Source organism: Paenibacillus sp. FSL R7-0179 (assembly GCF_038002265.1).
Lineage (GTDB): Bacteria > Bacillota > Bacilli > Paenibacillales > Paenibacillaceae > Paenibacillus_AQ.
Map to the genome: position 1 here is coordinate 742794 of NZ_JBBOCC010000001.1, position 26173 is coordinate 768966.

The 26173-nt window shown below is 52.3% G+C and carries 15 protein-coding genes and 1 tRNA gene; 5 read left to right on the top strand and 11 right to left on the bottom strand.

Annotated elements, in window-relative coordinates; all coding sequences use genetic code 11:
- Positions 1 to 57 precede the first annotated feature (57 nt).
- Entirely contained in the window at positions 58 to 873 is an 816-nt protein-coding gene (locus MKX63_RS03115; RefSeq protein WP_341015220.1) for an AraC family transcriptional regulator, read from the bottom strand.
- A 127-nt stretch (positions 874 to 1000) separates the two neighbouring features.
- On the opposite strand from MKX63_RS03115, the gene MKX63_RS03120 reads away from it, so the two are divergent.
- Positions 1001 to 2287: a Gfo/Idh/MocA family protein gene (locus MKX63_RS03120; protein ID WP_341015221.1), complete on the top strand. Its 1287-nt coding sequence runs from the start codon at positions 1001 to 1003 to the stop codon at positions 2285 to 2287.
- 202 nt (positions 2288 to 2489) lie between these two features.
- Here MKX63_RS03120 and MKX63_RS03125 read toward each other — a convergent pair.
- Positions 2490 to 2573: transfer RNA gene (locus tag MKX63_RS03125), tRNA-Leu, on the bottom strand.
- A 353-nt stretch (positions 2574 to 2926) separates the two neighbouring features.
- Here MKX63_RS03125 and MKX63_RS03130 point away from each other — a divergent pair.
- The gene (locus MKX63_RS03130) at positions 2927 to 4723 is read left to right on the top strand and encodes a helix-turn-helix domain-containing protein (protein WP_341015222.1); all 1797 of its coding nucleotides are present in this window, start codon (positions 2927 to 2929) and stop codon (positions 4721 to 4723) included.
- 132 nt (positions 4724 to 4855) lie between these two features.
- Here the strand turns inward: MKX63_RS03130 and MKX63_RS03135 are convergent, their stop codons facing one another.
- Positions 4856 to 7795 (bottom strand): S-layer homology domain-containing protein, encoded by a 2940-nt coding sequence (locus MKX63_RS03135; RefSeq protein WP_341015225.1) that lies wholly within the window; start codon positions 7793 to 7795, stop codon positions 4856 to 4858.
- Positions 7796 to 8052: 257 nt separating this feature from the next.
- On the bottom strand, positions 8053 to 8940 hold the full coding sequence (locus tag MKX63_RS03140) for a GNAT family N-acetyltransferase (RefSeq protein WP_341015228.1): 888 nt from the start codon (positions 8938 to 8940) through the stop codon (positions 8053 to 8055).
- Between the two features lie 189 nt (positions 8941 to 9129).
- Between MKX63_RS03140 and MKX63_RS03145 the strand changes: the two genes are divergently transcribed.
- Positions 9130 to 9519, top strand: a complete 390-nt coding sequence (locus tag MKX63_RS03145) for a hypothetical protein (RefSeq protein ID WP_341015230.1) — start codon at positions 9130 to 9132, stop codon at positions 9517 to 9519.
- 100 nt (positions 9520 to 9619) lie between these two features.
- On the opposite strand, the gene MKX63_RS03150 is transcribed toward MKX63_RS03145, so the two are convergent.
- From MKX63_RS03150 to MKX63_RS03160, 3 genes are all read right to left on the bottom strand, one after another.
- The gene (locus MKX63_RS03150) at positions 9620 to 10906 is read right to left on the bottom strand and encodes a glycoside hydrolase family 18 protein (RefSeq protein ID WP_341015232.1); all 1287 of its coding nucleotides are present in this window, start codon (positions 10904 to 10906) and stop codon (positions 9620 to 9622) included.
- A gap of 155 nt (positions 10907 to 11061) precedes the next feature.
- Positions 11062 to 13848 (bottom strand): glycoside hydrolase family 3 C-terminal domain-containing protein, encoded by a 2787-nt coding sequence (locus tag MKX63_RS03155; protein WP_341015233.1) that lies wholly within the window; start codon positions 13846 to 13848, stop codon positions 11062 to 11064.
- A 251-nt stretch (positions 13849 to 14099) separates the two neighbouring features.
- Positions 14100 to 14291 (bottom strand): hypothetical protein, encoded by a 192-nt coding sequence (locus MKX63_RS03160; RefSeq protein ID WP_036691301.1) that lies wholly within the window; start codon positions 14289 to 14291, stop codon positions 14100 to 14102.
- Positions 14292 to 14485: 194 nt separating this feature from the next.
- On the opposite strand from MKX63_RS03160, the gene MKX63_RS03165 reads away from it, so the two are divergent.
- Together MKX63_RS03165 and MKX63_RS03170 are read left to right on the top strand one after the other, a co-directional pair.
- Positions 14486 to 15796: a putative DNA modification/repair radical SAM protein gene (locus MKX63_RS03165; protein WP_341015234.1), complete on the top strand. Its 1311-nt coding sequence runs from the start codon at positions 14486 to 14488 to the stop codon at positions 15794 to 15796.
- Positions 15796 to 16704, top strand: coding sequence for a TIGR03915 family putative DNA repair protein (locus tag MKX63_RS03170; protein ID WP_341015235.1), 909 nt, complete (start codon positions 15796 to 15798; stop codon positions 16702 to 16704). Before MKX63_RS03165 ends, MKX63_RS03170 begins: the two co-directional genes overlap by 1 nt.
- Before the next feature lie 42 nt (positions 16705 to 16746).
- On the opposite strand, the gene MKX63_RS03175 is transcribed toward MKX63_RS03170, so the two are convergent.
- The 4 genes from MKX63_RS03175 to MKX63_RS03190 all read right to left on the bottom strand — a co-directional run bounded on the left by MKX63_RS03175 (position 16747) and on the right by MKX63_RS03190 (position 26029).
- Positions 16747 to 19131 carry a phosphoketolase family protein gene (locus MKX63_RS03175; RefSeq protein ID WP_341015236.1) on the bottom strand — a complete coding sequence of 795 codons (2385 nt, stop codon included), beginning with the start codon at positions 19129 to 19131 and terminating at the stop codon, positions 16747 to 16749.
- Between the two features lie 276 nt (positions 19132 to 19407).
- Entirely contained in the window at positions 19408 to 20130 is a 723-nt protein-coding gene (locus MKX63_RS03180; RefSeq protein WP_036691306.1) for a GntR family transcriptional regulator, read from the bottom strand.
- A gap of 93 nt (positions 20131 to 20223) precedes the next feature.
- Complete coding sequence (locus tag MKX63_RS03185; protein ID WP_341015238.1) at positions 20224 to 21366, bottom strand: response regulator; 1143 nt, start codon at positions 21364 to 21366, stop codon at positions 20224 to 20226.
- Between the two features lie 109 nt (positions 21367 to 21475).
- A complete protein-coding gene (locus tag MKX63_RS03190; RefSeq protein ID WP_341015240.1) occupies positions 21476 to 26029 on the bottom strand; it encodes an S-layer homology domain-containing protein in 4554 nt (1517 codons plus the stop codon).
- Positions 26030 to 26173: the final 144 nt, after the last annotated feature.

Below are 26173 nucleotides of genomic sequence, written 5' to 3' on the forward strand. Positions count from 1 at the left end.
ACATATTCGCAGCGAGTGTCGAATGAAATAACGGATGGCTGATGCGAGCCGTTATCTTCAACCCCTGTGCTGCTTACGGTACTGGAGGGGAGAACGCCCTGTGGTGGCCTTGAATACGCGCCCGAAATGGGCAATGCTCTCAAATCCTGTCTCCGCCGCCACCCGGGTGATCGGCCACTTCGTCTGTGTAAGCAGCGCCTTCGCCTCACGGATGCGGACAACATTCAGGTATTCAATGATAGTGAAGCCTGTCGTCTGCTTGAAAATCCGGCACAGATACGTTGCGCTGATGAAGAACCGCTCGGCAATTCCCCCAAGGCTCAGCCGCTCGCTGTAATGGTTGTCCAGATACTCGATGATGCTGTACACCCGGCGCTGCCCCTCGCTCTGCTCCGGTGAGACCAGGTCGGGCTTCGCCCTCTGTATCCGCTCCAGCGTAATCAGCAGTTGCAGCAGCAGCGTTCTTGTATACTCAGTGCTCCATCGCAGGCTCTCCTTTTGTTCCTCCTGCATCGCTTGGAGCAGATCTGTGATGACTCCCTGTTCATGGGCCGTGGGCCGCAGCAGGAAGCTCTCGCCTTCGAACACATTCATCCAGTCTGCCCGGGGTGCCACCGGCTCCAGGTAGGTATCATTGAAGCTGATCAGCACCCGCTCATGCGGCAGATGGCTTCCGCCGGTTGTACGGTGCAGGTGATTTTTGTTAATAAATACGAGGTCTCCAGCCTCCAGCGCATACCTTCCGTTGCGGATATAATAGTGACGCTGCCCGGACAGCAGATAATAGATTTCGTAGAAATCATGGAAATGGTCGGTGTCCATATTGAAATATCCGATGCGCTTCAGCTGCTCAATCTGAAAGATAGGTTCCACCCTGCACTATGCCCCCTGCCAGGATAAGATATGCACACTTTTGAGTTAAAAAGACTAAATACCGTTCACTTTCTGCATTTTCTATACTATAAAATAGAATCAAATCCAAGTAAATGGAGTGATCCCCTTGTCCAAAAAGAAATATGCACTTGTCGGCACCGGCGGCCGGGCTGAATTTTTCTATGGCGCTCTTGTTACCGCTTACAACGAAACCTCCGAGCTGGTGGCCTTCTGTGATGTCAATCAGACGCGGATGAATTTCGCCAATCATATGCTTACAAGCAAATACGATTACCATGAGGTCCCTACGTACAAGGCAGAAGACTTCGACCGGATGATCACCGAGACCCGGCCCGACTTCGTGCTGGTGACTACGATTGACCGGACACATCACAAGTATATCATCCGCGCGATGGAGCTGGGCTGTGATGTCATTTCCGAGAAGCCGATGACAATTGATGAGGAGAAGTGCTGGGAGATCTTCGATGCGATCGAGCGCACCGGCAAGAATCTGCGGGTAACCTTCAACTACCGCTACGCGCCGCATAACACGAAGATCCGTGAGGTCATTATGGACGGCGTGCTGGGCGAAATTCTGTCCGTGAACTTCGAATGGCTGCTGAATACCCAGCATGGAGCGGACTATTTCCGCAGATGGCACCGCGACAAGCGGAACAGCGGCGGCCTCTTGGTGCACAAATCGACACATCACTTTGACCTGATGAACTTCTGGCTGGGGTCACAGCCGGACACCGTTTTCGCCATGGGCGACCTGCGCTTCTACGGCAGAGAGAATGCCGAGAAACGGGGCATCACCGAGTTCTACCAGCGTGCCTACGGCAGCAAGGCTGCCGAGAACGACCCGTTCGCGCTACATTTGGACCGTAACGAACATCTGAAGAGCATGTACCTGGATGCCGAGCACGAGGACGGATACCAGCGTGACCAGAGTGTGTTCGGGGACAATATCAGCATCGAGGACACTATGAATGTCATGGTCAAGTACAAGAACAAGACCGTCATGAACTATTCACTTAACGCATATATGCCGTGGGAGGGCTTCATCATCGTGTTCAACGGTACACAGGGCCGGATGGAGGTGCGGATTACAGAGCAGTCCTACGTCAATTCCGGCGGTTCAAAAGAAAACGAAGGCGCGCTGGAAGGCGTCAGCATTATGATCTATCCGCACTTCAAGGAGCCTTACCGCGTAGAGTTCGAGAGCAGCAGCGGTGGACACGGCGGCGGTGATCCGGTACTGCTGAGCGATATTTTCGACAAAAAGCAGGAGGATCGCTTCAACCGCGCAGCTTCGCATAAGGACGGTGCGATGTCGATTATGACCGGCATTGCCGCTAACCGCTCTATGAAGACCGGCCAGCCGGTGCGGATTGCTGACATCTGGCAGGAGTAGTCTAGCGCGTGGCCTCGCAGCGGCGATGATGCGTGCATGATCATGCGGCAGCCCCCTTTCTACCACTTGGATGTGGGGGAAGGGGGCTTTGTAACGTTCGCGTTGTCATCAGCACATTTTGTTCGCATACATTCTTTTCTCAGCAAAAAAAAGACCCTTCATTTAAGAAGGGCCTTCGCTTGCATTACGGTTAAAACTATGATGCGGTCAAGAGGACTCGAACCTCCACGATATTGCTACCACTGGCACCTGAAGCCAGCGCGTCTGCCAATTCCGCCATGACCGCAAAGAAAACATTCAATGCAACGCAAGAAGTAATATATCATGAATTCTTCAGAAGAACAAGTCTTTTTTAAAAATATAAGAATTTATATGTTGCACACGATAACTTATCCTTCTATTTCTCGCTGAAACGGTACCGTCCCTCAAAAGGACGGCAATGCCGTTTCCACTTGTTTATCATGGTTAAGGAGGAACATAGCCATATTGGGAAGGGGCTGGTTGGCGTATAACTGCTTGCCTCAACTTACAGTTGATTTTGTTAAACCGCATGCCCTACTCCAGTATATGGGTTATTTTGAGAGCTGATATTATAATAGACTTACGACGTCGGAATCCATTATAGGAGTTGTACTGCGCATGATCGTTAGCGAAAAAGTTGGTAAACGGATTGCTACCCTCCGCAAAACAAAAGGCTTGTCCCAGGAACAATTAGCGGAACTGCTCCATGTCAGCGCCCAGGCGGTATCCAAGTGGGAGACCGGCAAATCTCTGCCGGAGACGGCCACCCTTCCCTTGCTATCCGCCGCACTCAATCACTCGATTGACAGCATTCTGCTGCCCCAGGAGCTTGTGGTGCTCTCTGCGATCTATACGGATGGTCAGCAGGAGCTGGAGGTTACCCAGCTTGTGAACCAGTTCGTTGCCTCAGACCGCTTAAGCTTAATTCCTGGGGAGCACCTCTTTCCCCACTCCTGGAATGACGGCCGCCTGAAGCTGCTGCTTGTCACCTATGAGACCCCTGACGGTATGTACTCGACCTTTGTACTGAAGGACCAGCTGCTTACGATAGATATTCATTCGAACGGGTATGTCCCAAGCCATAATGAGCTGCAGATTATTGCTGCGCATTATGGAAATGAACAGGCACACCGCAGCGTTGCGGCCAAAATGAAGCATTACGAGCATTTCCGCTGGACTCAGTTCACCGCCACACATGAGCTGTTTCCCAGTCTGATCGGCTGTGGGGGGCAGGACTACCTGCTGCTGGTCTACCTGAATGCAGAAGGTATTCATGCCGTAAGCTGCGCGGAAGGCGAACAGATTCATTACAGCCAGGACCGCTGCCATCTCTATCAGACCCGCTCCTCCCGGGATCAATGCATCATTGAAGGGATTCCGCGGCTGGGCTTCGGACGGGGACAGGATTGCTCCTGGGCAGGAGCCATGACGCTCGCTCTTACCGCCAGAGGCATAGAGACCACCTATGAGCAGGTGATGGGCCATTCAGGAGCCTGCTGGAGAGCGGCTTTTGAACCGGTATGGGATTACAGCGCTGCGGATGCCCTTGTCGTCTATGACTACTCTATTCCCGCCTGCAAAGCTTATGGACTAAGCGCCTACCGGGCCAACCGGTTAGAGCCGCAGCAGCGCACAGCCGAGAAGCTGGCGATTCTGGAGGATATCCGCCAAGGCAGACTGCCCCTTGCCATTAACCTCAGAGTAGCGCCGGAGTGGGGGGTCATTACAGGATATCTGGCGGAGGGGGATGTGCTGCTGTGCCGCAGTTATTTTGACGATGAGACCTTCAGTGAGCTTGAAGCTGATCCTGAATTCCAGGCTCATATGAGGATAAGCCAGGGGTATCTCCATGTGGATCAATGGCCTTACCGGTTGATTCGCCTTGGCGATCAGTCAGCAGCCCCGTCTGCGCTTGAGAATCTGTATGCATCGCTCCGCCTTAAGCTCGAATCTATGCAGGCTGAGGCCATAGCCAGCAACAGCACTTATGCTGTAGGATACAAAGCGCTGGAGCTATGGAGAGAGGGACTCCTGGACCACCCTTGGTATGCCGCAGCCGACAAAGAAGCCTTCAGCCGCAGGTTATCTGTCAATCACTTCTGCATGATGGCCCTGGCAGATGCCCGCCGCTGCGCCGCCGCCTACTTACGGGGCTCTCTGCCGCTAGTGCATGACCCGAAACAACAGGCAGCCTTGGAAGAGATGTCGGCAATCTATGGGGAAATGGCTGGTCTGCTGGATAAATACTATAAGGAGATGTTAGACCCGGCTATACTCCGAACAACGGGCACTGCCCCCAGAGCCAACTGGACGACCCGGCAGCGTGAAGAGCAGGCAGAGCTGCTGGCGAAGGTTGCTACGCTGGAGCATCAGGGAGATGCTCTTGCGCAAACGGTGCTGAGCCTAACTTCATAGAGTATGGATGTATAACGGCTCCAGTGATGGTTTGACCTGACGTAGAATTATTGTGGAACAGGCAGCAGCACCGCGTACACGAAAAAAGGACACCCGCAGGTGTCCTTTAGATTTTTCACTATAATTGCTTCATTATTCGGTCGCTTTGGTCCGGTCTATCACTGTGAAGAAGAAAGGTTCGCTCTCTTTCATTAGTCTGCCAACAACCGTCGCTTGATATTGCACATTAGGAGTAAGTTTAAATTCTATAACTTCGTAGGAAGCCCGCTCACCGGCCATATAAAATTCTCCAATTACATTTCCATCCTTAGTCTTAAGAAAGAAATGCGCTTCGCCGGATAGACCAGGGACATATACTTCTATCTTCGTACTATCACCATAAACCACACCAACCACTGTAGGTGTCGGAGTAACTGGTTTGCTGGCTACTACAACCTCAACAGACTTGCTAGGGAGCTTCTCGTATCCCTTGGCGGTTACATATAGAGTCTCTCCGGCAACAAGTTGTGAATCAAGTGACATCCAAAAATATCCGGCGGATGGGCCAAAGTTTTTTGCCTGCCCCAAAATGGTTCCGTCCGCACGTGTGACAACGATGTCTGAGTACCCTTCGGCTGTGCCATAGATTTCCCAATCATATTCATACACAACTTTCGTAACAACCGGTTGTGCTGTTACAGCCGTAGGTACTGCGACAGTGATGTAGACAGGCTCACTCTTTCTTTTATCTCTCGCCTGAGCATAAACCTTCAGCTTCTCACCAACATGGAAAAGCGGGGAATTAGAATTACTAAGGTAGATATCAAACATGCTACCATAGCTATTAGCTATCCCAATTATTGTTCCATCTTCCCTGGTTAATGTAATATCAGCATAAGGTTCTTCTATGGTGCCTTTGATCCTATTGGTATCGTCATACACTACGCTGGTTACTACAGGCGCCTTAGTCTGCGGCCGTTCGACGACCTTCACCTCAAACCGCTGGCTGGACCAGCCGCGATCCGTGTACATGGTCACAAATAATTTATCATTAGCCTTCAGGTGCAGGTCCGGGTTAAATTCAAATAGATTAATATTAAAGTACACTCTGTATTTTTCGGCAGGACTGTTCAACTGTTCCCCGTTCTCAAGCTCAATTTTCACACTGAAGGAATCATAAACGTTCATAATCCTTCCGTTGATATAAGGGATATCCGTATAAGTAATTTGTTCAACCTGTATTTCAGGCGGATTCTCTATGATCGTGAAATCTGGCAGAACCAGATTTTCACCTGCTTTCACAGTAAATTCATCTGAATAATAGTTGTACGTAGAAAGCGGCATAAATACTGCATAAGTACCCGGCACCACATTTTCAAAATTAAACTCTCCGCCTTTTTCAACGATAGCCGTATAAGTCCCCCGAGTATCCTGCACTCCTCTTAAATAGATACGAAGGTTGTAGGCAGGAACCGGCTTATCCTTCGTATAAGGCTGAACAAACAAACGCCCAGTTACGTTTACATTAGCTTTAGGCACAGTAATCGCTCCAGATAATACAGGGCTTCCACCCTTATAAGATACGGAGTATACCGCCAGTTGCTCAGTCTCACTATTCGCTATTGAAGGAATTGTGAGCCTTACTGTTGCTGCTTTATTGTCAAGGAGCGTAACCAAAGTTACCTCAACCTTATGGACTTCGCCATGATTAACCTGTTCGAGAACGGAGAAATCAGCAGCATCCGGCAGGCTGTCCAGGTTCCGGTTAAATTGGGCTTCTATCATGCCGTTTGCTGCGGTAATTCCCGTTACAGCCAGCGCCGGTACAGGAGTAGAACCGTTGCCGCCGCCCGGACCAGGATTAGAGGAGCCTCCACCGCCGCCAGTTGCAGGTACAGCAGGCGTTTGTTCTTTTGGCAGCTTAGGGTCCGGTACGCCCTCCGACAACACAACGCCTTTGACTTGTCCCTCGCCGGAGATTGTCAGCTTACTCTTCATTTCCAGCTGCTCAATAACAACATTCTTGCTGAAATTCAGAGTAGGGATGACCAGGTTTTCTTGGATAAGCAGATTAGCTACGCTGCCTGAGCGAACATTGAATTCTTTGAGGCTGCCGCCTACAGCAACCTTCTTAAAGTCTCCGGCAAGCACCACTGTGCGCTCTGAAGAAGCTGTCTGGGCGGCAGGAAGCACGGTTACATTCACAAAACCGTCGCCGGCAAGATCCTTCTCCTCAATAACCGCGCTGGATAGAATCTGTACTTCCTGCACCGAGCTTGAACCCTCAGCTACAACTCTCACCGCATTATTCAGTCTATTCACAGATACTGTGTTTAGTTTGCTGTTGCGGATATGAATGCTGTTGCTGCCTCCGCCTTCGATACGGGTTACACCGTCTACTTGAACTTGTTCAAGGTAGGCGTTCCCATCGGCCACCTCTTTAGCAATGACGAGGTCACCCCGGATATGCATATTGCGGAGCGTGACATTGGAAGCTGTAATTCTTACATTATGGTGTACAGTACTAACTGCATCCTTTCCAAAAGCACCCGCCTGATCATAGACCACTGTACTCAGAGCCAGCGCCTTCTTAATGACCACTACAGTCTCTGCACGGGTCATATTGCGCTGAGGCTGGAAGGCTCCATCCGCATTCTTGCTCATGATCCCCTGATCCAGAAGATACTGGACAGCGGGTTTGCTCCAGGCAGGGATAAGATTCGCGTCCTGTGCAGAGACCGAAGCCGTTGCCCCTGTACTGTCAAAGCCTAATATTCTGGATAGGATCACTGCAGTTTCCTGCCTTGTGATTGGCTTGTCAGGACGGAAGGTATTGTCGCTGAATCCGCTGATATATCCTTGAGCGGTAGCCTTCTGTACTTCTATGTACGCAAAATTCGCCGGCTTCAGATCCTTGAAGCTGATAGCTTTCGTATCCGAATACTTATACGCTCTGTTCACTAGCGCTACGAACTCACCTCTGGATACTTCAGCCCCCGGCCGGAAGGTATGATCGGGATAGCCGGTAATGAGCCCTTGATCCAGCCATTCTTGAATATCCGATTCCGCCCAGTGTCCTTTGATGTCTGCCATTTGTCCGGCCTCGGCGTAACTCCGTGTAAAGGGTAGAAGAATAAATAATAAGACGATGAAGCAAGTATTTCTTAATAAACGATGGATAGCCAAGAGATTAGGTCACTCCCCAATAGAATTAGAACCGGGACTAAAGTCATGTTTTTTTTCACTTTAAACCCAGTACTTCAGGGTAATTCTACATGCATATCCGTTTCCCTTTTTTTCACTGTAAAATATTTCACTACCATTCATTTAAATTCACAATTTGTATATTTTCAGAACATCCCGCCCCCAATAAGGATATGCTTCATGATCCGGTCCCTGGTGAACCCGTTCTTGTCGTAGAAGCGGATGGCGGCTGTATTCTCCTCGCTGACAACCAAGCTGATACCCGAATAGCCCAGCAATTTATACTTCTCTGCCAGACAGGCAATCAGATGCCTGCCTATGCCCCGGCTTCTCTCTTCGGGCCGGATACACAGGTACTCCAGATGAAGGGTGCCGGTCCGTGCATTTTTTCTAACAATTATGTATCCGGTGAACCGGCCCCCGTTAAGGACAGCGTGAACGTCATATTCACTGTTGCTGCTGTCTTCTATCTCTGCAGTAATCTCCTCCGGGGTGAGAATTGCGCCTTGAAATTGCTGATTATGCAGATCGAGAATCTGCCCGGTCCACCTGGAGGCAGGCTCTGTGACGGGCAGCACGGACAGGCCTGGGTGCATGTGACGGCTGCTGTCAGGCGCAGATGCCATAGCGACCGAGTAATGGTAATGTGTGCTCACCTTCTCAGCCCGATAGCGGGCAACATATTCAATGAGCGCAGTATTATCACCGCTAATAAAAAGATGGACATACCTTATAGCTCCAGCTTGAGCAGTCTTACTCAGGTAGTTGAATAAGCGCCGGAGCTCTTCTTCTGGATGAGCTGAATAATAAGGTCCCCATACCTCAATATCCTTGCGCCCGCCTCCAACGTCATAGATGTCCAGGATAATCGCGCCAGTAATACGTTCTCCTTCATACAGCACCAGACTGGCTTCCTCCGTACCGTCACTAAGGTCATGCATAACATCCTCCAGCGTACTGCCTACATACCCGCACTGCTGGTCTCCTGTATTACGGGCGCAGATGAACGCCGCTAACTTCCCGATATCGGTCAAACGGTTCTCCCCCTAATCATAGAATGACTATTGTAATATAATCCCACCTACCTACTAATAGTACGCTATCCTGCTCCCAAAGACAGCCCCGGGTTGTTCAAAAATAATCCGCAGAACTCCATACCCGCACAAGCCGCCCCTCAGGTTCTGAGTAAAATAGAGTAAATAGAACAGTGAGGTGAATGACGAATGGCAAATTCAACAAAGCTCCGCAAGCGGGCACAGCAGCTGAAAGGCCAGCCGGTCTGCATCACTTTGCATAATGGGCGATCCTACGTAGGGTGGATTACAGACCTGAACCAGGAGGCGGTGATTCTGTCCAGACCCGGCACGCGTAAGGGGCCACCTTCGAAACGCAAATCCTCTTCAGCTGCGCGCAGAGCAGAGGTATCCGGCTTCATGCCTCTACTCGGCTCGCTGATGGGCGGAGGCGGCGGGGCTGCCGGTATCGGAGGACTGGGACGGTTCATGGGCATGTTCGGAATGGTGCAGAAGGCGATGCCGGTGATGAAGATGGGCTACAATATGATCAAGTCGATCCGGCCTTTTCTGGGCGGGCTCAAGGGCTTAATGGGCTAATACGTATATTCTTAAAAAAACGGATGTGCCGCCACTTCGATGGGCACATCCGTTTTGGTGTGGAGCTTCTTACGCCGCCGCTGGCCGCAAGGTCTCCGGTTTATTTTTTGACCACCTTGAAGTTATCCGTAAGCAGCAGCCAATTCTGCGGAAAAGGCAGGCCCAGCTTCCAGTAGCTGATGCCCCGCAGCCCGAGTTCCTTGATCAGATCGAACTTGGCCTGAATCGAGCGGGCATCCTCAAACCATACCTTATGCTGCCGCCCCTCATCATCGGTGTAATTGAAATGCGGCGCCTGGGCTTTATAGTCATATTGAATGGCTGCATTCCTGTTCCTGGCCAAATCAATGGCTGCCTGCGGACTGAGCGCTTTCGCATATTGCCCCCCTGCTACAAAAGGCAGCGTCCAATCATAACCGTACAGGTTCTGGCCCATCATGATTTTACCGGCGGGCATCTCACTTGCTGCATAGTTCAGCACCTGACGGACAGGCCCGATGGGCGAGACAGGCATCGCCGGTCCCCCGCTGTAGCCCCATTCATACGTCATAATAATGACGAAGTCGGCCACCTCACCGTGAACCTTATAGTCATGCGCCGTATACCAGGCCCCAACCTGTGACGCGCTCGTCTTGGGGGCAAGGGCGGTGGATAGCAGGAAGCCCTCCTTATGAATGACATCTGCCGCTTTCCGCAGAAAAGTATTGTATGCTTCACGGTCCTCCGGCCGGAGAAACTCCAGATCAAAGTGAATATCCCGGAAGTTCAGCCGCTTCGCTTCCGCGATGATGTTCTCAAGCAGACGGTCCTGGACCTCCTGATCATTCAGAATGATGCGCCCGAGCTCCGAGCTGAACTGGGCATCCTCCAGATTCGTCACGACCATCATCAGCGTCACCTGATGCTCTGCGGCAATGGAAGCGAGGCCGTCCAGCGGCGGTGGCACCAGTGTTCCGTCCCGCTTGATCCGGAAGCTGAACGGTGCGAGATACGTCAGCTCAGGAGCAGCCTCACGGGCAGCATTCTGCAGCGGCTGGGAGACACTCTCCCCCCGGGGCTCCACATAAGCGTTCACTTCCGCCTGCCGCTTCGGTCCGGGAGGAAGGTACAGCCGGAGACCGGCCTGCAGCGGCTGATTCAGCGTCAGCCCGTTCACCTCCGCCAGCCCGCTTGCCTTCAGGCCGAACCGCTTGGCAATGCTATAGTAGCTGTCGCCCGGCTGCACCCAATAGTATTGCCCGGCAATCGGGATTACCAGCGCCTGCCCTGCCACCAGCCTTCCCGGCGCAGAGAGCTCATTCGCCTCAGTTATCGTATCTGTGCTGATTCCGTAGGCCTGCGCAATGCCATACAGCGTCTGGCCCGGCTGCACTACATGTATTTGCATACGTTCCTGCCATCCCTTCATAGTAGCCGTTTTATCTCTATTTTATTCGACGGCCCTGCGGGTATGCGGAATCAGGCGGAACATGTAAATTCTTATATTGCAAAAAAGACACCCCGAAGGGTGCCTTGATACTATTGCTATTAATACTGCTGATGCTATACCTGCTTGAATTCAATCCATTCAATCTGCAGGCCGGGCTTGACGAAGTCCAGCTTCAGCTCATACCGTCCGGCTTCCAGCTCAACCTTGACCAGCTTCTGTCTGATCCACCGGCCTTCCGTTCCGTTCGTCTGAATGGTGGTTACCGCTTGTCCATTCAGCGTCAGGTTGCAGGCGCTCTGAGCAAGCTCAGGCTCAGGAGACATGATGCTGACAATAATGCGGTACTGGCCCGCCTCGTCTGCCTGAATGTAGGTCGGCCCGGACACCGCAGGGGTTACCTGTGCGTTCTGGCTCAGCACGTGCACCTGCTCGGCTCCGATTGCCGGATTAGCCTTGAACGTATCAACCGCTTCAATAATCTCGTGCTCTCTGGAGAATACCGGAGCCTTCATAATGAATTCACAGATGTTAATCGCGCACCGTTGAAGCTCCCCGCGGGTAAGCGTGCCATTCTCCAGAGATGCGATTGTATTGTCATCGTAAGCGTTAACCTCTGCCCCATAGTTACTAACAACCATGTACAGATCGTTCTGGGCGCGGACCATCCAGTTCGTATTCTTACGGTCTGCCGGTCCTCCGTTCACCACATCATTCATGATGGCCCACCAGTCGGTCATGACAATCCCCCGGAAGCCCCATTCGCCGCGGAGCAGCGTGGTGTTGAGGTCATAGTTGGAAGCCGCCCAATGCCCGTTCACCGGGTTATAGGAGGTCATGATCGAGTTGGCTCCGCCCTGCTTGACTGCGATTTCGAAGCCCTTCAGATAGATCTCACGAAGCGCGCGTTCCGATACGACAGCATCGACCTTACTGCGGTGCTTCTCCTGATTGTTGCAGGCAAAATGCTTCAGCGTCGCATTAGAGCCGCCCTTCATAATTCCGCGTGTGCATGCAGCAGCGAAGATCCCCGAAATCAGCGGGTCTTCGGAGAAATATTCGAAGTTGCGCCCGTTCAGCGGGCTGCGCCGGATATTCAGCCCCGGTCCCAGCAGCGCATCCACCTGGTTGCGCAATAATTCCTGGCCTTCCATGACATACAGGGCTTCCACCAGCTCTGCATTCCATGTAGCAGCCAGCAGGGTGCCAATCGATACCTGTGTAGCCTTCGCTCCACTGTCCATGCGGATACCGGATGGGCCGTCCGCTGTAGCAGCAACCGGAATGCCATAGCTGAACAGACTGTCGCTGACGCCCCCGAACGCCGAAGCCGTACCCGGAGTGACCAGCGGGCTGCTCATCCCTTCGCCCCGGACAATCGCCGCCAAATCTTGGTCGCTTAGCTGGGCAATGAACGTGCTCATGCTGACTTTTGCGTCATGGACATCTCTCAGGGTGTATCCCTGATTGCCGGTCTGCTCGAGAGTCTGCGGCAGATTGCGTTCAATCCGCTCCGCCAGATCCACCTTACGTGTAGGTACCTCGGAGGAGACAAGCTCATACGAACCGTCTGCCTTGCGGGCACCCGGCTTCATCCGCATGAAGCTCTCGGTAGGTGCCATCGCTTCTTCCAGCTGCTCCACGACCTTGAGCTCTTCCAGCACATAGCCTTCTTGTCCATCCAGAAGCACTGCTGACACTGCTTTGACACTGGTGCCTGCATAGAAACGGTAGGTACCGGCTTCCAGCACATAAGCAGAAGCATGCCCGGTCACTCCGGCGTCATCATAGGAAGCCATGGAATGGAGCGGGAAGCTCACGGTAAGGCGCTGAGACTCACCAGGCTCCAGCAGCTTGGTCTTAGCGAAGGCTGCCAGCGCTTTGGCCGGCTGACCCAGCTGTCCCTGCGGCGCTTCATAATATACCTGCACGACTTCTTTACCGGCGTATACGGCTCCCGTATTCGTTACAGTGACGCCGATTTCAATCTGCGGCTCGCCCGCCTGGTCCACCAGCTTCGCTTCCTCCGGCTCCAGCTTGAAGGTCGTATACGAGATCCCGTAGCCGAATTCATACTGAACCTTATCCGGGCAGAAGGTCTCGAAATAACGGTAGCCTACATAGATATCTTCCTCGTACAGGTTCTTGAACTCGTTACCGTAGTTGCGGGTCGACGGGTAATCATCAATGGAATAGGCAATGGTATCCGTCAGCTTGCCGCTTGGCGTAACCTCTCCCGCCAGAACATCGGCAATCGCGTGACCACCCTCCATGCCCCCATGCCAGGAATAGATCACAGCAGAGATAGGATTCACATAAGCAGCGTCATTTACCCAGCTCATATCCATGATATTGGACACATTGAGCACCACAATCGTCTGTTCAAAATGAGCCGTAACCGCGACAAGCATCGCCTTCTCATCTTCCGTCAGCCGGTAGCTGCCTGCGGTATCGGCATTATCCTGATCCTCGCCCGCCGTACGTCCAATAACCACAACCGCTTTGGCTGACTGGCTTCTTGCCTGCTTCACCAGCTCGTCCGTAAGCGGCATTTCCTTCTGGTTCCACGGCTCCGCAGCCCATACCTTGCCGCCGTCATCGAACGGGTTCAGCCCGATCCAGGCCTCGTAGGCTGCAGCCAGCTCTTCATTCACGCTAATGTTCTTCTTGCTGCGCAGTCCATCCAGCAGGTTCGTCGTATATGCAACGTGAACGCTACCGCCCGATCCTGTACCGCTGCGGTAGTAATTCACCTGTATTCTGCCAAAAACAGCCACGCTCTCACCGTTACCCAGCGGAAGCACCTGTCCCTCATTCTTCAGCAGTACCGCACCTTCTGCGGCTACCGTCCGGCTAAATTCTGCAAAACCCTCTAACGGCACTCCAATGTTCTGTGTACTCAATTGGTTTCCTCCTGTATGTTCGTTTCCCATGCTGTGGGTTGATTCTATAGACAACGCCTTCCCCGCAAGGATGTACGTTACCTTGAATCTGTATGGTCCTTCATATAGCATATCCTTCTAAGAATATAAGCTCCAGCCATATTATTCAAGCACCGCTCTAAAATAAAAAGACACCTGTGCGGGCGTCTCTCAAGCCTGTTCCTATGCAATCCGTTCCGCCTGAATAGATACGTCCGGATCTTCTATTTATTTTATCTGCGGCGGCGGCCCTTCATCATGCGGTTGTACATAATAAGAGCGGCAACGATCATGCCCAGCATGGCTACACTGCCTGCCGATTCCTGCGACATACCGAACATCAGGCACACACTTGTCACTAACTGTCTTGTCAGCAGCGCAACCGCAATCAGCATGATGGGCCGCCATATGTTATATCCTCTCACTTCAGCAACACTCCTAACCCGATTTTCAATAACCGTATGATTCCTCATTCCATGAACCATCAATTTCTATTATAGCACAAGAAGGAATGCGCATACATTTTGCAGGCGGCCAGTGAGGTAGTTTGTGCTTTTGACAAGAACGTACGTTCGGTATATAATGCTCACATATGAGGGGGATTGAGACCGTGGATGTAATGGAGAAACTAGAGATTCTGACCGCTTCAGCCAAATACGATGTGGCGTGCACTTCAAGCGGTTCGGACCGCAAGGGTCAGGCCTGGGCACTGGGCAACACCTCCGCGATGGGCATCTGTCACAGCTTCGCGGCGGACGGCCGCTGTATTTCGCTCCTCAAGGTACTTATGACCAACGGCTGTGTGTATGATTGTGCGTACTGCATCAATCGCAAGTCCAACCCCATCCGCCGGGCGGCCTTCACCCCCGAAGAGATCGCAGATATCACCATGCAATTCTACCGCCGTAATTATATAGAAGGACTATTCCTTAGCTCAGGCATTATGCGCAGTCCGGACTACACCACCGAGCAGTTAATTGCTGCACTTGAGCTGCTGCGCAATGTCTATCATTTCAACGGTTATATTCATGTAAAAGCCATCCCTGGAGCAGACGAAGTCCTGCTGTCCAGACTGGGGCTGCTCGCCGACCGCATGAGCGTCAATATTGAGCTGCCCTCGCAGGAAAGCCTAGGACGGCTTGCTCCCGATAAGAGCAAGGTATCCATCCTGAAGCCGATGGGGCTGATTAGCAGCCGGATCAAGGAGAACCGCTCCGATATCGTCCGGTATAATCACGCACCCCGCTTCGCTCCGGCCGGACAGAGCACCCAGATGATCGTGGGGGCAACACCCGATACGGATTACCAGATCCTTAATCTGACGGAAGGCCTATACCGCAAATACTCGCTCAAGCGCGTCTTCTTCTCTGCCTATACCCCGGTTGTGGAGGATTCCCTCCTGCCCGCTCTGGACACCAAGCCGCCGCTGCTGCGGGAACATCGGCTCTATCAAGCCGATTGGCTCCTGCGCTTCTACGGCTTCAAGGCGAATGAATTATTGGATGAGGCCGTACCGAACTTCAACCCGCTGCTGGACCCCAAATGCAGCTGGGCCGTTAACCACAGGGAGCAGTTCCCCGTTGAGATCAACCGCGCTCCGTACGAAATGCTGCTGCGTGTACCCGGCATTGGCGTAAGAAGTGCACAGCGGATCGTAAAGGCCAGACGGGCCGGATCGCTTGATTTCCATGCGCTGAAGAAGCTGGGAGTGGTTCTGAAGCGCGCCCAGTTCGTCATCACCTGCAAGGATAAGCCGCTGGAGGGACTGAAGGTAAGCGAACATACGCTGCTTCGCTCACTCATGTCCGGGGAGCAGTTCGCGCTCCAGCAACCGCAGGTGGAACAGCTCACGCTGTTCGATGACTTCAACCTCTCCACCTTGCCCGCAGCCGGTGACTGGAACAGCATCAATAAGGGGGCGAAGGCCTGATGTTCAAGCCGTCCGCACTGGCGTACACCTATGACGGAAGCTTCGAGGGTCTGCTGTGCTGTGTATTTGAGAGCTATGCCTGGAAGGAGATCCCGCTGGCGATTCATGCTGAGGGCGGGGAAATTGGCCTGCTGCTGGAAGCCAAGTGGATTGAGACCGACAAGGACAAGGCCGCGCGGGTACTGAAGTCCCTGCCGCTGCGGATCAGCCGCGAAGCCGAGGAGCTGGTGCGCCTGAGCTTCTGGAGCTGCGCCCCCGACAAGGAAATGCTGCTGCTGAATTTCCTGTATCTCGGCTTCAAGCATGGCCGCAAGGTAATGAATATGCTGGCCGATGATACTGTTAATAGTCTGATGAAGGCCGTTCAGCAGCTCCGCCATGAAGCACATCTGTACACGGGATTCGTCCGCTTCTCTGTATACGGCCCGGTCATGGCCGCAGTCATTGAGCCGCAAGGTTATGTGCTGCCTGTAATTCAGGAGCATTTTTGCGACCGGTTCCAGGGGGAGAGCTTCATGATCTACGACCAGACCCACGGGGCGGCGCTGATTCATGAGCCCGGACGGGAGGCCATCGTGCCCTTAAGCGGATGGACCCCGCCCGAGCCCGATGAGACGGAGGAGGCGTACCGCCGCTTATGGACCGGCTTCTACCATGCCATCGGCATCAAGGAGCGCAAGAGCGACCGGCTGCGTTCCTCACTAATGCCGAAGCGCTACTGGAAACATATGGTGGAGATGAATGGGCGGGGCGGTGTGCCTGTACTTACCGCGGGGCAGCGGAAGAAGGCATTGCCGCGGGAGAACTCATCGATCCCGGAGGTCCTGGAGACCATAATCCAACTCCATTCACTGGACACAAAAAGCGCCCCGCAGCCATTATCTGACCCCGGAGCGCTCCCTGATTGAAGCTTACTATATTATTAATGAAATAACACTATCATCCTGCCCTTAGTTCAAAGCCTTCCATACCCAGCTCTCCACCTCTGGAAGGTCGATGCCTTCTTCGCGGATGTACGCGTGATGCTTCTGCACCATAGCATCCATCTCGTCTGCGATAGCCTGATATTTGCTTGCTTCCGGCAGGCTCAGGACAGCTTCCTTCGTGAGGTCGAAGCGGTCCATCTGGTTGAGTACACGCATATCGAACGGTGTAGTGATATCGCCATTCTCGCGGTAGCCGTGCACATGCAGGTTATGGTTGTGGCGGTCGAAGAACAGGTCCTTGATCAGGCCTTCATAGCCGTGGAAGGCGAAGATGACCGGTTTATCTTTTGTGAAAAATTGATCAAACTCCTCGTCAGACAACCCGCGCGGATCAAGCTTCTGGCTTCTCAGCTTCAGCAGATCGACTACGTTAATATAACGGATCTTCAGCTCAGGCAGCTTCTCATGCAGGATCGAGATGGCAGCCAAGGCTTCCATTGTAGGCTCAGTACCGGAAGAAGCGATGACGAGATCCGGCTCTCCGCCCTTGTCGGTGCTGGCCCAGTCAATGATCTTGAGGCCTTTGTCCACCAGCTCCTGCGCTTCGTCTGCCGAGAACCACTGCGGACGCGGATGCTTGGAGGATACGATCAGGTTGATCTTCTGGCGGTCATTCAGGATCTTGTCGAACACAGCCAGCAGGCTGTTCGCATCAGACGGCAGATACTCACGGATGAACTCAGGCTTCTTGTCAGCCAGATGGCCAAGCAGACCCGGATCTTGGTGGGTATAGCCATTATGGTCCTGTTGGAACACTGTCGATGTGGCAATCACATTCAGTGAAGGAATATCTTCTCTCCAGGTCTGATCTGTTGCCTTGCGCAGCCACTTGAAGTGCTGGGTGATCATTGAATCAACCACGCGCAGGAAAGCTTCATAGCTGGCGAAGAAACCGTGGCGTCCAGTCAGGACATAACCTTCCAGAATCCCTTCAGCTTGATGCTCAGACAGCTGGGAGTCAATGACACGGCCGTATGGAGCAAGGAATTCATCCTGCGGTTCCTGAATGGCATCCATCCATTGGCGCTTGGTCACTTCGAATACAGGTCCCAGTCGGTTAGACATAGTCTCATCCGGTCCGAAAATACGGAAGTTGCGGTTCTCTTCGTTGAGGGTAACAACCTCTTTCAGGTATTTCCCCAGCACGGCCATATCCTGCGCAATCACTTGGCCTGGAGCAGAATTATCGAGAGTGTAGTTGCGGAAGTTCGGCTTGTGCAGATCTTTGATCAGCTTGCCGGCATTGGTTACCGGGTTCATGCCCATACGTCTGTCGCCGGTTGGCAGAATTTCAGCCAGATCTGCGTTCAGGCGGCCGTTCTCGTCGAACAGTTCTTCAGGTCTGTAGCTGTTCAGCCATTCAAGCAAGGCCGGAGCATGCTTCATGTTCTTTTGGTCAACCGGAATCGGCACCTGGTGGGCACGGAAGGAGCCTTCATTCGGCACACCGTCCCATGCTTTTGGACCCGTCCAGCCCTTAGGCGTACGGAAGACCAGCATTGGCCATACAGGGCGTGCAGTATCGTTATTCTCGCGGGCATTCTTCTGAATGGCGGCAATGCGCTCTACGATCGTATCCAGCACTTTAGCCATTTCCGGGTGCATCAGATCCGGGTTCTCGCCTTCTACGAAGAAGGCTTCCCATCCGTTTCCGGCGAAATAGGCGGTCAATTCTTCTCTGCTCATCCGGGACAGGATGGTCGGGTTGCTGATCTTGAAGCCGTTCAAATGCAGAATCGGCAATACAGCACCGTCTGTAATCGGGTTGATGAACCGGTTGGACAGCCAGGAAGCGGCCAGCGGGCCGGTCTCTGCTTCTCCGTCACCTACAACTACTGCGGAGATCAGGTCAGGATTATCCAGAATCGAACCCACGCTGTGCGACAGGGAATAACCCAGCTCGCCGCCTTCGTGAATCGATCCAGGTGTTTCAGGAGCAGCATGGGAGGCAACACCGCCAGGGAAAGAGAACTGCTTGAACAGCTTTTTCAGACCAGGGATATCCTGAGTGATCTGCGGGTAGATTTCGGTGTAGCTTCCGTCCAGATAAGAGTTCGACACCATCACCTGACCGCCATGGCCCGGGCCTTCAATATAGAACATGTTGAGATCATATTTAGTGATTACACGGTTCAGATGCGCATAGATAAAGTTCTGCCCAGGGATAGTTCCCCAGTGTCCGATCGGCTTCACTTTAACGTCTGCATCCTTCAGCGGTTCTCTTAACAACGGGTTATCCTTCAAATAAAGCTGGCCTACGGAGATGTAGTTCGTTGCGCGCCAGTAAGCGTCAAGCTTTGCCAGATACGTTTTGGAGGAATAATCCACCTGTTCGATTGTTAATCCCATGTCTTCCACTCCCTAATCTTTTTCTTTGTAAATTGAATGTATCACTTCTACAGTTACATCATACATCGGCATTTCAGAAATTCAATCTTTTTAGAAATTAATACGGTCCAATATTGTGAAATTTTGAACATAGTATGAAATTCGCTGCAAATCAAGCACAAAAAGATGATCATTTTTATAAATATGGATTAATTTGTTATCTATAAAAAACACAAAAAGACCGGGACTCCTCCCGGCCTGCTATACCTCAGTTATGCTGTTTACGCCGTCCATGCGTCAATGCACAGACACGAACGTATTGAACTTCAGATACTCATAATGGAAGCGCATGTGCGAGAATTCAAACGGCGTGCCGTTATCCAGGAAGAAGATCCCCTCCATGATCCCAACGGGTTCATTCTCCTTCAGATGGAGCAGCTCCTGGTCATTCGGCAGAGAAGGCTCGGCAAAAATAGACAAAAAGGATTTGGTCACCGCCAGATTGCGCGACTCCTCCAGATAATGAAAAATCGAGCCCTCGATAATCGTCTGGTCGAGATTTTGCACAATTTTGATCGGAATATATCCCGTCTCAATCATGAAGGGCGCACCTTCGAACAGGCGCAGACGCACGATCTTATATACGAAATCATGGGGCATCAGGAACAAATCCCGCTGAAGCTCCTCCGTGGGGCGGATGACCTCGAAGCTCAGCACCTTGATCTCCGGCTTCTTGCCGTGCATCTGGAAATTATCCGACACCCCCAGATTAGAGCCCTCGTAATTGAAGATCGAATCGTTCTTTATGTATAACGGATTGATGAAGGTGCCGGAGCCGCGTTTCTTGAAAATAATGCCCGAGCTCTCCATCTTCATCAGCGCACGCTTGATGGTACTGCGGCTAACCTGATACGCCTCGCTGAGACTGCGCTCATCCGGCAGCTTCATATCGGCGTACTGCCCGGCAAAGATCTTCGTTTTGAGATCAGCAATAATCTGCTTGTAGACAAATTGGGTCATGGGGTGCTCCTTCGTCGGGTCTTTGCAGAACAAGTTCATTCAAGATTAAATATATCATAATTTAGATAGGGCAAAAAGGATGAATCCACGGACTCACCCTTTTTGACGCTTGTTGTCCCAATCCCTATACCATTTGACAATCTCCCGGCTCGGCTTCTCAGCAACCTCTGCTTCCATGGCCGTTTCCAGCATGACATATTGTCTTTGCACGAGAAAATGAAAGCCCATTCTGTCCGATATTTGCATGTACAATAATTGCGCCTGCTCCTCTAACGGATAGCGGGTGCATACCTGTTCAATATGCTTGAAGGCCTGTTCATATTCTGCTTCGCCCATATACCAGCGGACCAGATTCAGCTTGAGCCGAATCCACTGCAGCTGAAATCTCTGCCGTTCAAGCTCCGCCCACACATAATCGTACCCCTCCAGATATTCGCTTTTGAACAGCTTCAGGATTCGTTCATATTCAGGCAGTGTATCATTCGCTAGCTCTACCCCCGCTTGGATAAAGCGGTCAAACTCATCAACGTCCAGGCAGATGCCATCCAGCTTGAGCAGATAGCCGTCCGCCGTATTTTGCAGGAGAATCCGTTCTCTGCTGAAGGGCTCCAGCATTTTGCGGATATGGTACACAGCGGTATATAACTGCGGATAGGCCCTGTTCGGATCAAAATCAGCCCACAGCAGCTCAATCAGGGTAGCTTTACTGACTACTTTGCCGCGATGATGCAGCAGATAAAAGAAGATTTCCTGCGCCTTCGCCGTTCTCCATTGCAGCGGTGCAAGCTCCTGCGCGCCTTCATAGATCCGGAAGGCATCGAGCATTAGCATCCTCCAGCTTGTCTGCGCTGAAGCCGCCCGGGCTGCCAGGCCAGGCTGCTGCTGAGCATTCAATCTTCGAACTGTAAGCTTCAGGCGGTCCATATGAATCGGCTTAAGCAAATAGTCCAGGGCATTCAGCTCAAAAGCCTTGATCGCATACTTATCATATGCCGTTACGAATACAACCTGCAGATCGGGCCTGCGTTCCAACAGCCGTTCCGCCAGCTCAATCCCGCTCAGCTCCGGTAAATGGATATCGAGAAACACAATATCGGTCCCGGTCTCCTCCACCTTTTGCTGTCCTTGCAGCGGATCGGTATATTTGCCGATAATCTCAAAACACCCAAGCGCATGCAATTGGCGTTCCAAAGCCTTAAGTGCCAATTCTTCATCGTCAATCAGGATTGCTCTCATTCGGATCTCCTTCGCAACTGGAAATCGGTACAGTGTTATAACCATTATACTTCAAATTTAATGATTTAGGGGTTGGAGGAGAATGATCTCTCCTCCAACCCCTATCCATTTATTCTGTAACCCGTTGTTCCTTCTGTTCACTGTCGATCCGGTACTGATGGTCGATGACAGCCTCCTGGATATCCAGGTAGGCCCAATGATTCTTGGAGACATCCGGGAATTTCACCGCATCTGCTCCATGGAGCGGGCCGCGGTCGAACATCTGATTAACAATGACTACAGCTTCCGCACGGGTCAGATAAGCATTCGGCTTGAAGCTGCCGTCCGGGTAGCCCTTAAGCAGGCCTGCCGACACGTTGGCTTCAATTACCGCCTGAGCCCAATGTCCAGTTGTATCGTTGAAGCTCGATTGACCCTCAGCCGGTACTGCAAGCTTCAGGTAGTTGGCAGCAGCAGCGGCCATCTCTGCTCTCGTAATCGGTGCATTCCCCCGGAATTTCCCGGCCGGATCACCCTTCATCACGCCCTGTGCATTCACGAAGGCAATGGCTGCTGCCGCATAATGACGGACAGCCACATCCGGGAAGGGAGGCGTGCCTACAGCCGCATTGGCATCATAGCCCAGATTCCGGGCAAGCATGAGTGCCATCTGCGAGCGCGTCACCCGGTCGTCCGGCTTGAATTCGCCATCCGGGAAGCCAACGATATAGGATACATGCGTAGCAGGCGACTGATTATTGAAGTTGATAATCGTAAAGGTACTAAATTTGCTTACCGAGAATTCCAGTCCAAGCAGTCCCTCTTTATAGGTAACCGCTTTGCCTTTGACAACCTCTTTCGTGCCGTCGGTATGTTCAATGAAGATACCGAGCTGTGCCAGGAATGCATTACGCGCCGCTTCATTCGCAGGCAGCTTCACATCTCTTAGCGGCAGGATCAGGGTTACCGCCCGGCTGGACAGGTTCGTCTCGATGGTCATCGGTCTGGCGACCACTTCAATTTTGTTATCCTTGGCCACTTCACGGACCACAGCTTCGAGTGTGGCTCTCTTCTCGATTTCATTCCGCTCTGTTGCATTTCTCACCGGCACCAGCCGGAAATAGAAGTCTTGTCCGATGCCTTCCAGCGATTCGTTCGGAACACGCACAATCGCGTTCTCCGTATAGATTTCCAGTATAATTCCGTTCTCTTTCAGCAATTTGGCGGTCTCCGCCGGAATCTGGACATTCACTTCGCTGACATTGTCCGCCGCATCCGGGATGACTACACGGGCAATGCTTTGTCCCGTCTCTTTCGCCTTCTTCACCGCTTCTTCAGCCTTATCCTTGGTGAAGCGGACCAGATCGGTGATTGTGCCATTGCTCTGAGTGGTGCGCTGAACCGGCACTTTCGTGATACCCGCCGCATTGGCTCCGCCGATGGCCACATCCACCTGAATCACTTCGGTCTTGGATGTTTCAGGCGCTGCTGGCGCCGGAGCGGAACCTCCGCCTGATGGAGCAGGCTCTTGTCTGGTGATAGTTACGGTGTAGGTGTTCGTTCCGCCTGCGGAATCCTTGACGGTGACAACAACCTCATTCTTCCCTACCTTCAGCAGGAGAGCTGCGCTCCAGTCGCCGCTCTTCACCTGTACAGGAGCTTCGCCCGCAATGCTGAGCGTTACTACAGCCCCTGGGTCCAGGGTAAACGGCTTAAGGGAAATCTCATACACACTGTTGCTAACAGTTGCTTCATACTTGTCAGTTTCAGGCTTGAACTCCGGCTGTAGGGTGCCGCTGGAAGGCTCAAGCGAAACCAGCTTCCCGCTGGCGCGGATGACCTGAATTTGATATTGTCCAAGCTTAATGCCCGGGTTCTTCGCATCCACAATATCCACCTGGATGGTATTCAGCCCTTCCTGAAGCGGCAGCTTGCTCCAGTCCCCGTCAGGAACCTCTACCCCATTCAGGGTTACCTTGCGTAGTGTATCCTTATCTCCTGCCGGAGCAAGATTCAAGGCGATGGAATCCGTCTCATTAGGTACGGTTGCCAGATAGCCGCTTGGTACGTCGGGCTGGAAGCCCGGACTTAAGGATACCGGCTTATCCCCGGCACTCAATCCCAGCCCGTTCTCCGGCAGCTTGCCGGCGTCTGCGATATATTTGCCGTCTCCGCCGAGATCAATCCCCGGCTGCAATCCCGTAAGCGGGTTATGCTTATTTCCATTCTCGGTCACACTTCCGTGTTCTGGGTCGTAACTGAGCAGGCCACCCTTAGAATCAGAAGGAATGGACACGATCAGTTCATTGCCGTTAATTTCAAAAGGCTCCTTAAGCGGCACGCCGCCGTAAGTGAACCCGGCCAGATCGGTCAGATCGTTGATCGGCTTGTTGAACACCAGCTTGAGCTGCCCCGCTTCGGGATAAGCAGCAACGAGCTGAAGCGGAATCACATTGTTATCCTTCGAAATGCCGGACTGCTCACCGGCCTGAATCGGCTTCAATTCATTCAGGACGTTGCCTTCAGCCGTAACATTACCGGCAGCAGGATCGTACCCTACGATCAATGCATCATCCGGACCAAGCGCTTCCTCCAAAACGACTTCCACTTTATCGCCCTGCACCGACTTCACAGCAATAACCTTCCGGCCATCGATGGTCAGCCCGGTGAAATCCCCATCGGTCAACGCAGAGCCAACAGGCTGATTGAATGTCAATACAGCGTGATCCGGCTGGCCTTCGTTTACCGCCACATGGGTCAATTCCAGCTGTGGTACAGTGAACGGGACCAGCTTCGTTTCTGTTCTTACTTCATCGCCGAATGTTTTGGTCGAAGTCACCGCCACATGGTAGGAGCCCGGTGCCAGCGGTCCCGGCAGCTTGGTGTCCCACTTATAGACATCATCGGTTACGGTAATGCCTACCTCAAGATCGAACAGATGTGCATTCGGGTGGACGTCCACTTTATATACAGCAGCCGTAACCACCGAATCAAGTGCAGCTTGTCCAGTTACAGGAAGCGGCAGATCTGCTCCATATACCTCGGTTCCCTTAGCAGGCGTTTCAATCTCCAAGGAATCCCCGAACGGTCCGTTCGCAATAAGCGTAAAGTCGGACACTGGCTCCTTCCCGGAAGTCTGAGCCTGAATTGCCGACTCTGCGGCATCATATTCGATTCGAACCACAGGGTCATTGGACAACGGGCTGGCCAGGGTCAGAATGATGACACTAGGATCTTGGTCGGATACTACAGCGTTCGTAACATCCACCACTTTTCCGTCCAGTGTCACTCTGAAGTCATCCGTAGGGTCAGCATCGCCATCATTGAACTTAACCGGCTTGTCGAACTTAATGGATACCTGGTTGTTGCTGCCCTCTGTATAGCTTGCGCTATCAGCCACTGGCGGCTGCTTCACCAATCCGGCAATGGCATCCGCCAGACCCTTGCGGGCGGCCTCAACCTCTTCAGGGGAAGCATGGTCATCATCAAGGACCGCCTTGGCTGCATCCGATGCATCCTTGAGCACTGCCAGAGAAGCCTTCGTATAGACCTGCGGCTCCAGACCGAGATAACCCTCTGCTGTATCGTTGTCCTGCTTCAGCGGGGTTTTGTCTACTAATGTTATAGTAGTACTAATACTGGAGTTCGCATCGCCTGGCATACCACCATATTCCACAAGATAAGCATCAACCCTGTTATCTATTGGATAGTCATTCCACTTTCCGCTTGCAAAGATGTGCACCACATGTTCGTAGGTAGAGTCATTCGGCTCTCCTGCATCCCAGTTGTTATGCATGATATGGTTAGTACCAATCCCATAAGTAAGATCCGTCACTGTGGCAGAATCATTTCTTCCACCATTAGCGTTGTACCCCTTATAGAAAGGAAGCCCGGATTTGCCTTCGTACTGCAGCTTTCCTTCAGGTCCGGTTACCCAGCGCCAATCGCCATAACCATTATATTTGTTGTTCTGCAAGGCGAACACACGTGTATTGGCCCTTCCGTTCGTATCCTCGGAACGAGCTACATCTTTCCCGCCAACCCAACCAATCCCTCTAGCCTTCTCCGCAATAAAAGCGTTCTCATCCGGGCCGGTAATCGTCGCCAGATACCCTTGGCGGCCATAATAGGTCCGCTGTTCGGCCTTCACCCGGGCATCCGTCCACTTCACGCTTGGATCTGTAACATACTCATAGAAGTGACCATTCTTATTAAAGGCAAGAACAGGGCCAAGACCAAAGGTCAGACTACGTTCGCCGGAAGTGGTCATCGTAAATTGGGCATTCTCCAATACCTGCTGATAGACTTCAACCGGCGCGTTGCCTGTTAAGATATAGGCTCCGTTGCCCCCGCTAGTCGCAACTGTAATTCCTGTACCGGATGTGGCGAATATCATCTGATCGCCCGCTTTATATCCGTTAATGACAACCGTAGCCCCTGTCATCATTTCACCCGCATCTGCGGTGATAAAGAGCTCCGGGAAGGTTAATTTTACTGCTCCGCCATCCTTGGTGAAGCTCCGGTACTTATCCGAAGTGAAAATTTGTTCCGAACCATCATTCTCCGCTACAGCCGCATGGGCCACTGGCCCAAGCACCGCAAAGTTGGCGGTGACCAGCGCAATTGATAAAGAGGCGGCCAGAGTGCGTGACCATCCTTTATTCCATTTCTTCGATGTTGTCATCTTTTTGTGTACTCCTCATCTAATGGGACTTGTATGGAATCAGCCGACACTTCCTATTGTTCATAGACCGCTTGCCTGTTACCTGTAAATTCCTCCCTTCCTATGCAGGCGTTCACCAAATCGTAAGATACGGATACCGGCAGG

Bases quoted from the DNA above. Each gene is read 5' to 3' on its own strand.
- MKX63_RS03190 (WP_341015240.1), bottom strand. From the start codon at position 26,029: ATGACAACATCGAAGAAATGGAATAAAGGATGGTCACGCACTCTGGCC.
- MKX63_RS03180 (WP_036691306.1), bottom strand. From the start codon at position 20,130: ATGACCCAATTTGTCTACAAGCAGATTATTGCTGATCTCAAAACGAAG.
- MKX63_RS03165 (WP_341015234.1), top strand. From the start codon at position 14,486: ATGGAGAAACTAGAGATTCTGACCGCTTCAGCCAAATACGATGTGGCG.
- MKX63_RS03145 (WP_341015230.1), top strand. From the start codon at position 9,130: ATGGCAAATTCAACAAAGCTCCGCAAGCGGGCACAGCAGCTGAAAGGC.
- MKX63_RS03175 (WP_341015236.1), bottom strand. From the start codon at position 19,131: ATGGGATTAACAATCGAACAGGTGGATTATTCCTCCAAAACGTATCTG.
- MKX63_RS03130 (WP_341015222.1), top strand. From the start codon at position 2,927: ATGATCGTTAGCGAAAAAGTTGGTAAACGGATTGCTACCCTCCGCAAA.
- MKX63_RS03135 (WP_341015225.1), bottom strand. From the start codon at position 7,795: ATGGCAGACATCAAAGGACACTGGGCGGAATCGGATATTCAAGAATGG.
- MKX63_RS03150 (WP_341015232.1), bottom strand. From the start codon at position 10,906: ATGCAAATACATGTAGTGCAGCCGGGCCAGACGCTGTATGGCATTGCG.
- MKX63_RS03170 (WP_341015235.1), top strand. From the start codon at position 15,796: ATGTTCAAGCCGTCCGCACTGGCGTACACCTATGACGGAAGCTTCGAG.
- MKX63_RS03185 (WP_341015238.1), bottom strand. From the start codon at position 21,366: ATGAGAGCAATCCTGATTGACGATGAAGAATTGGCACTTAAGGCTTTG.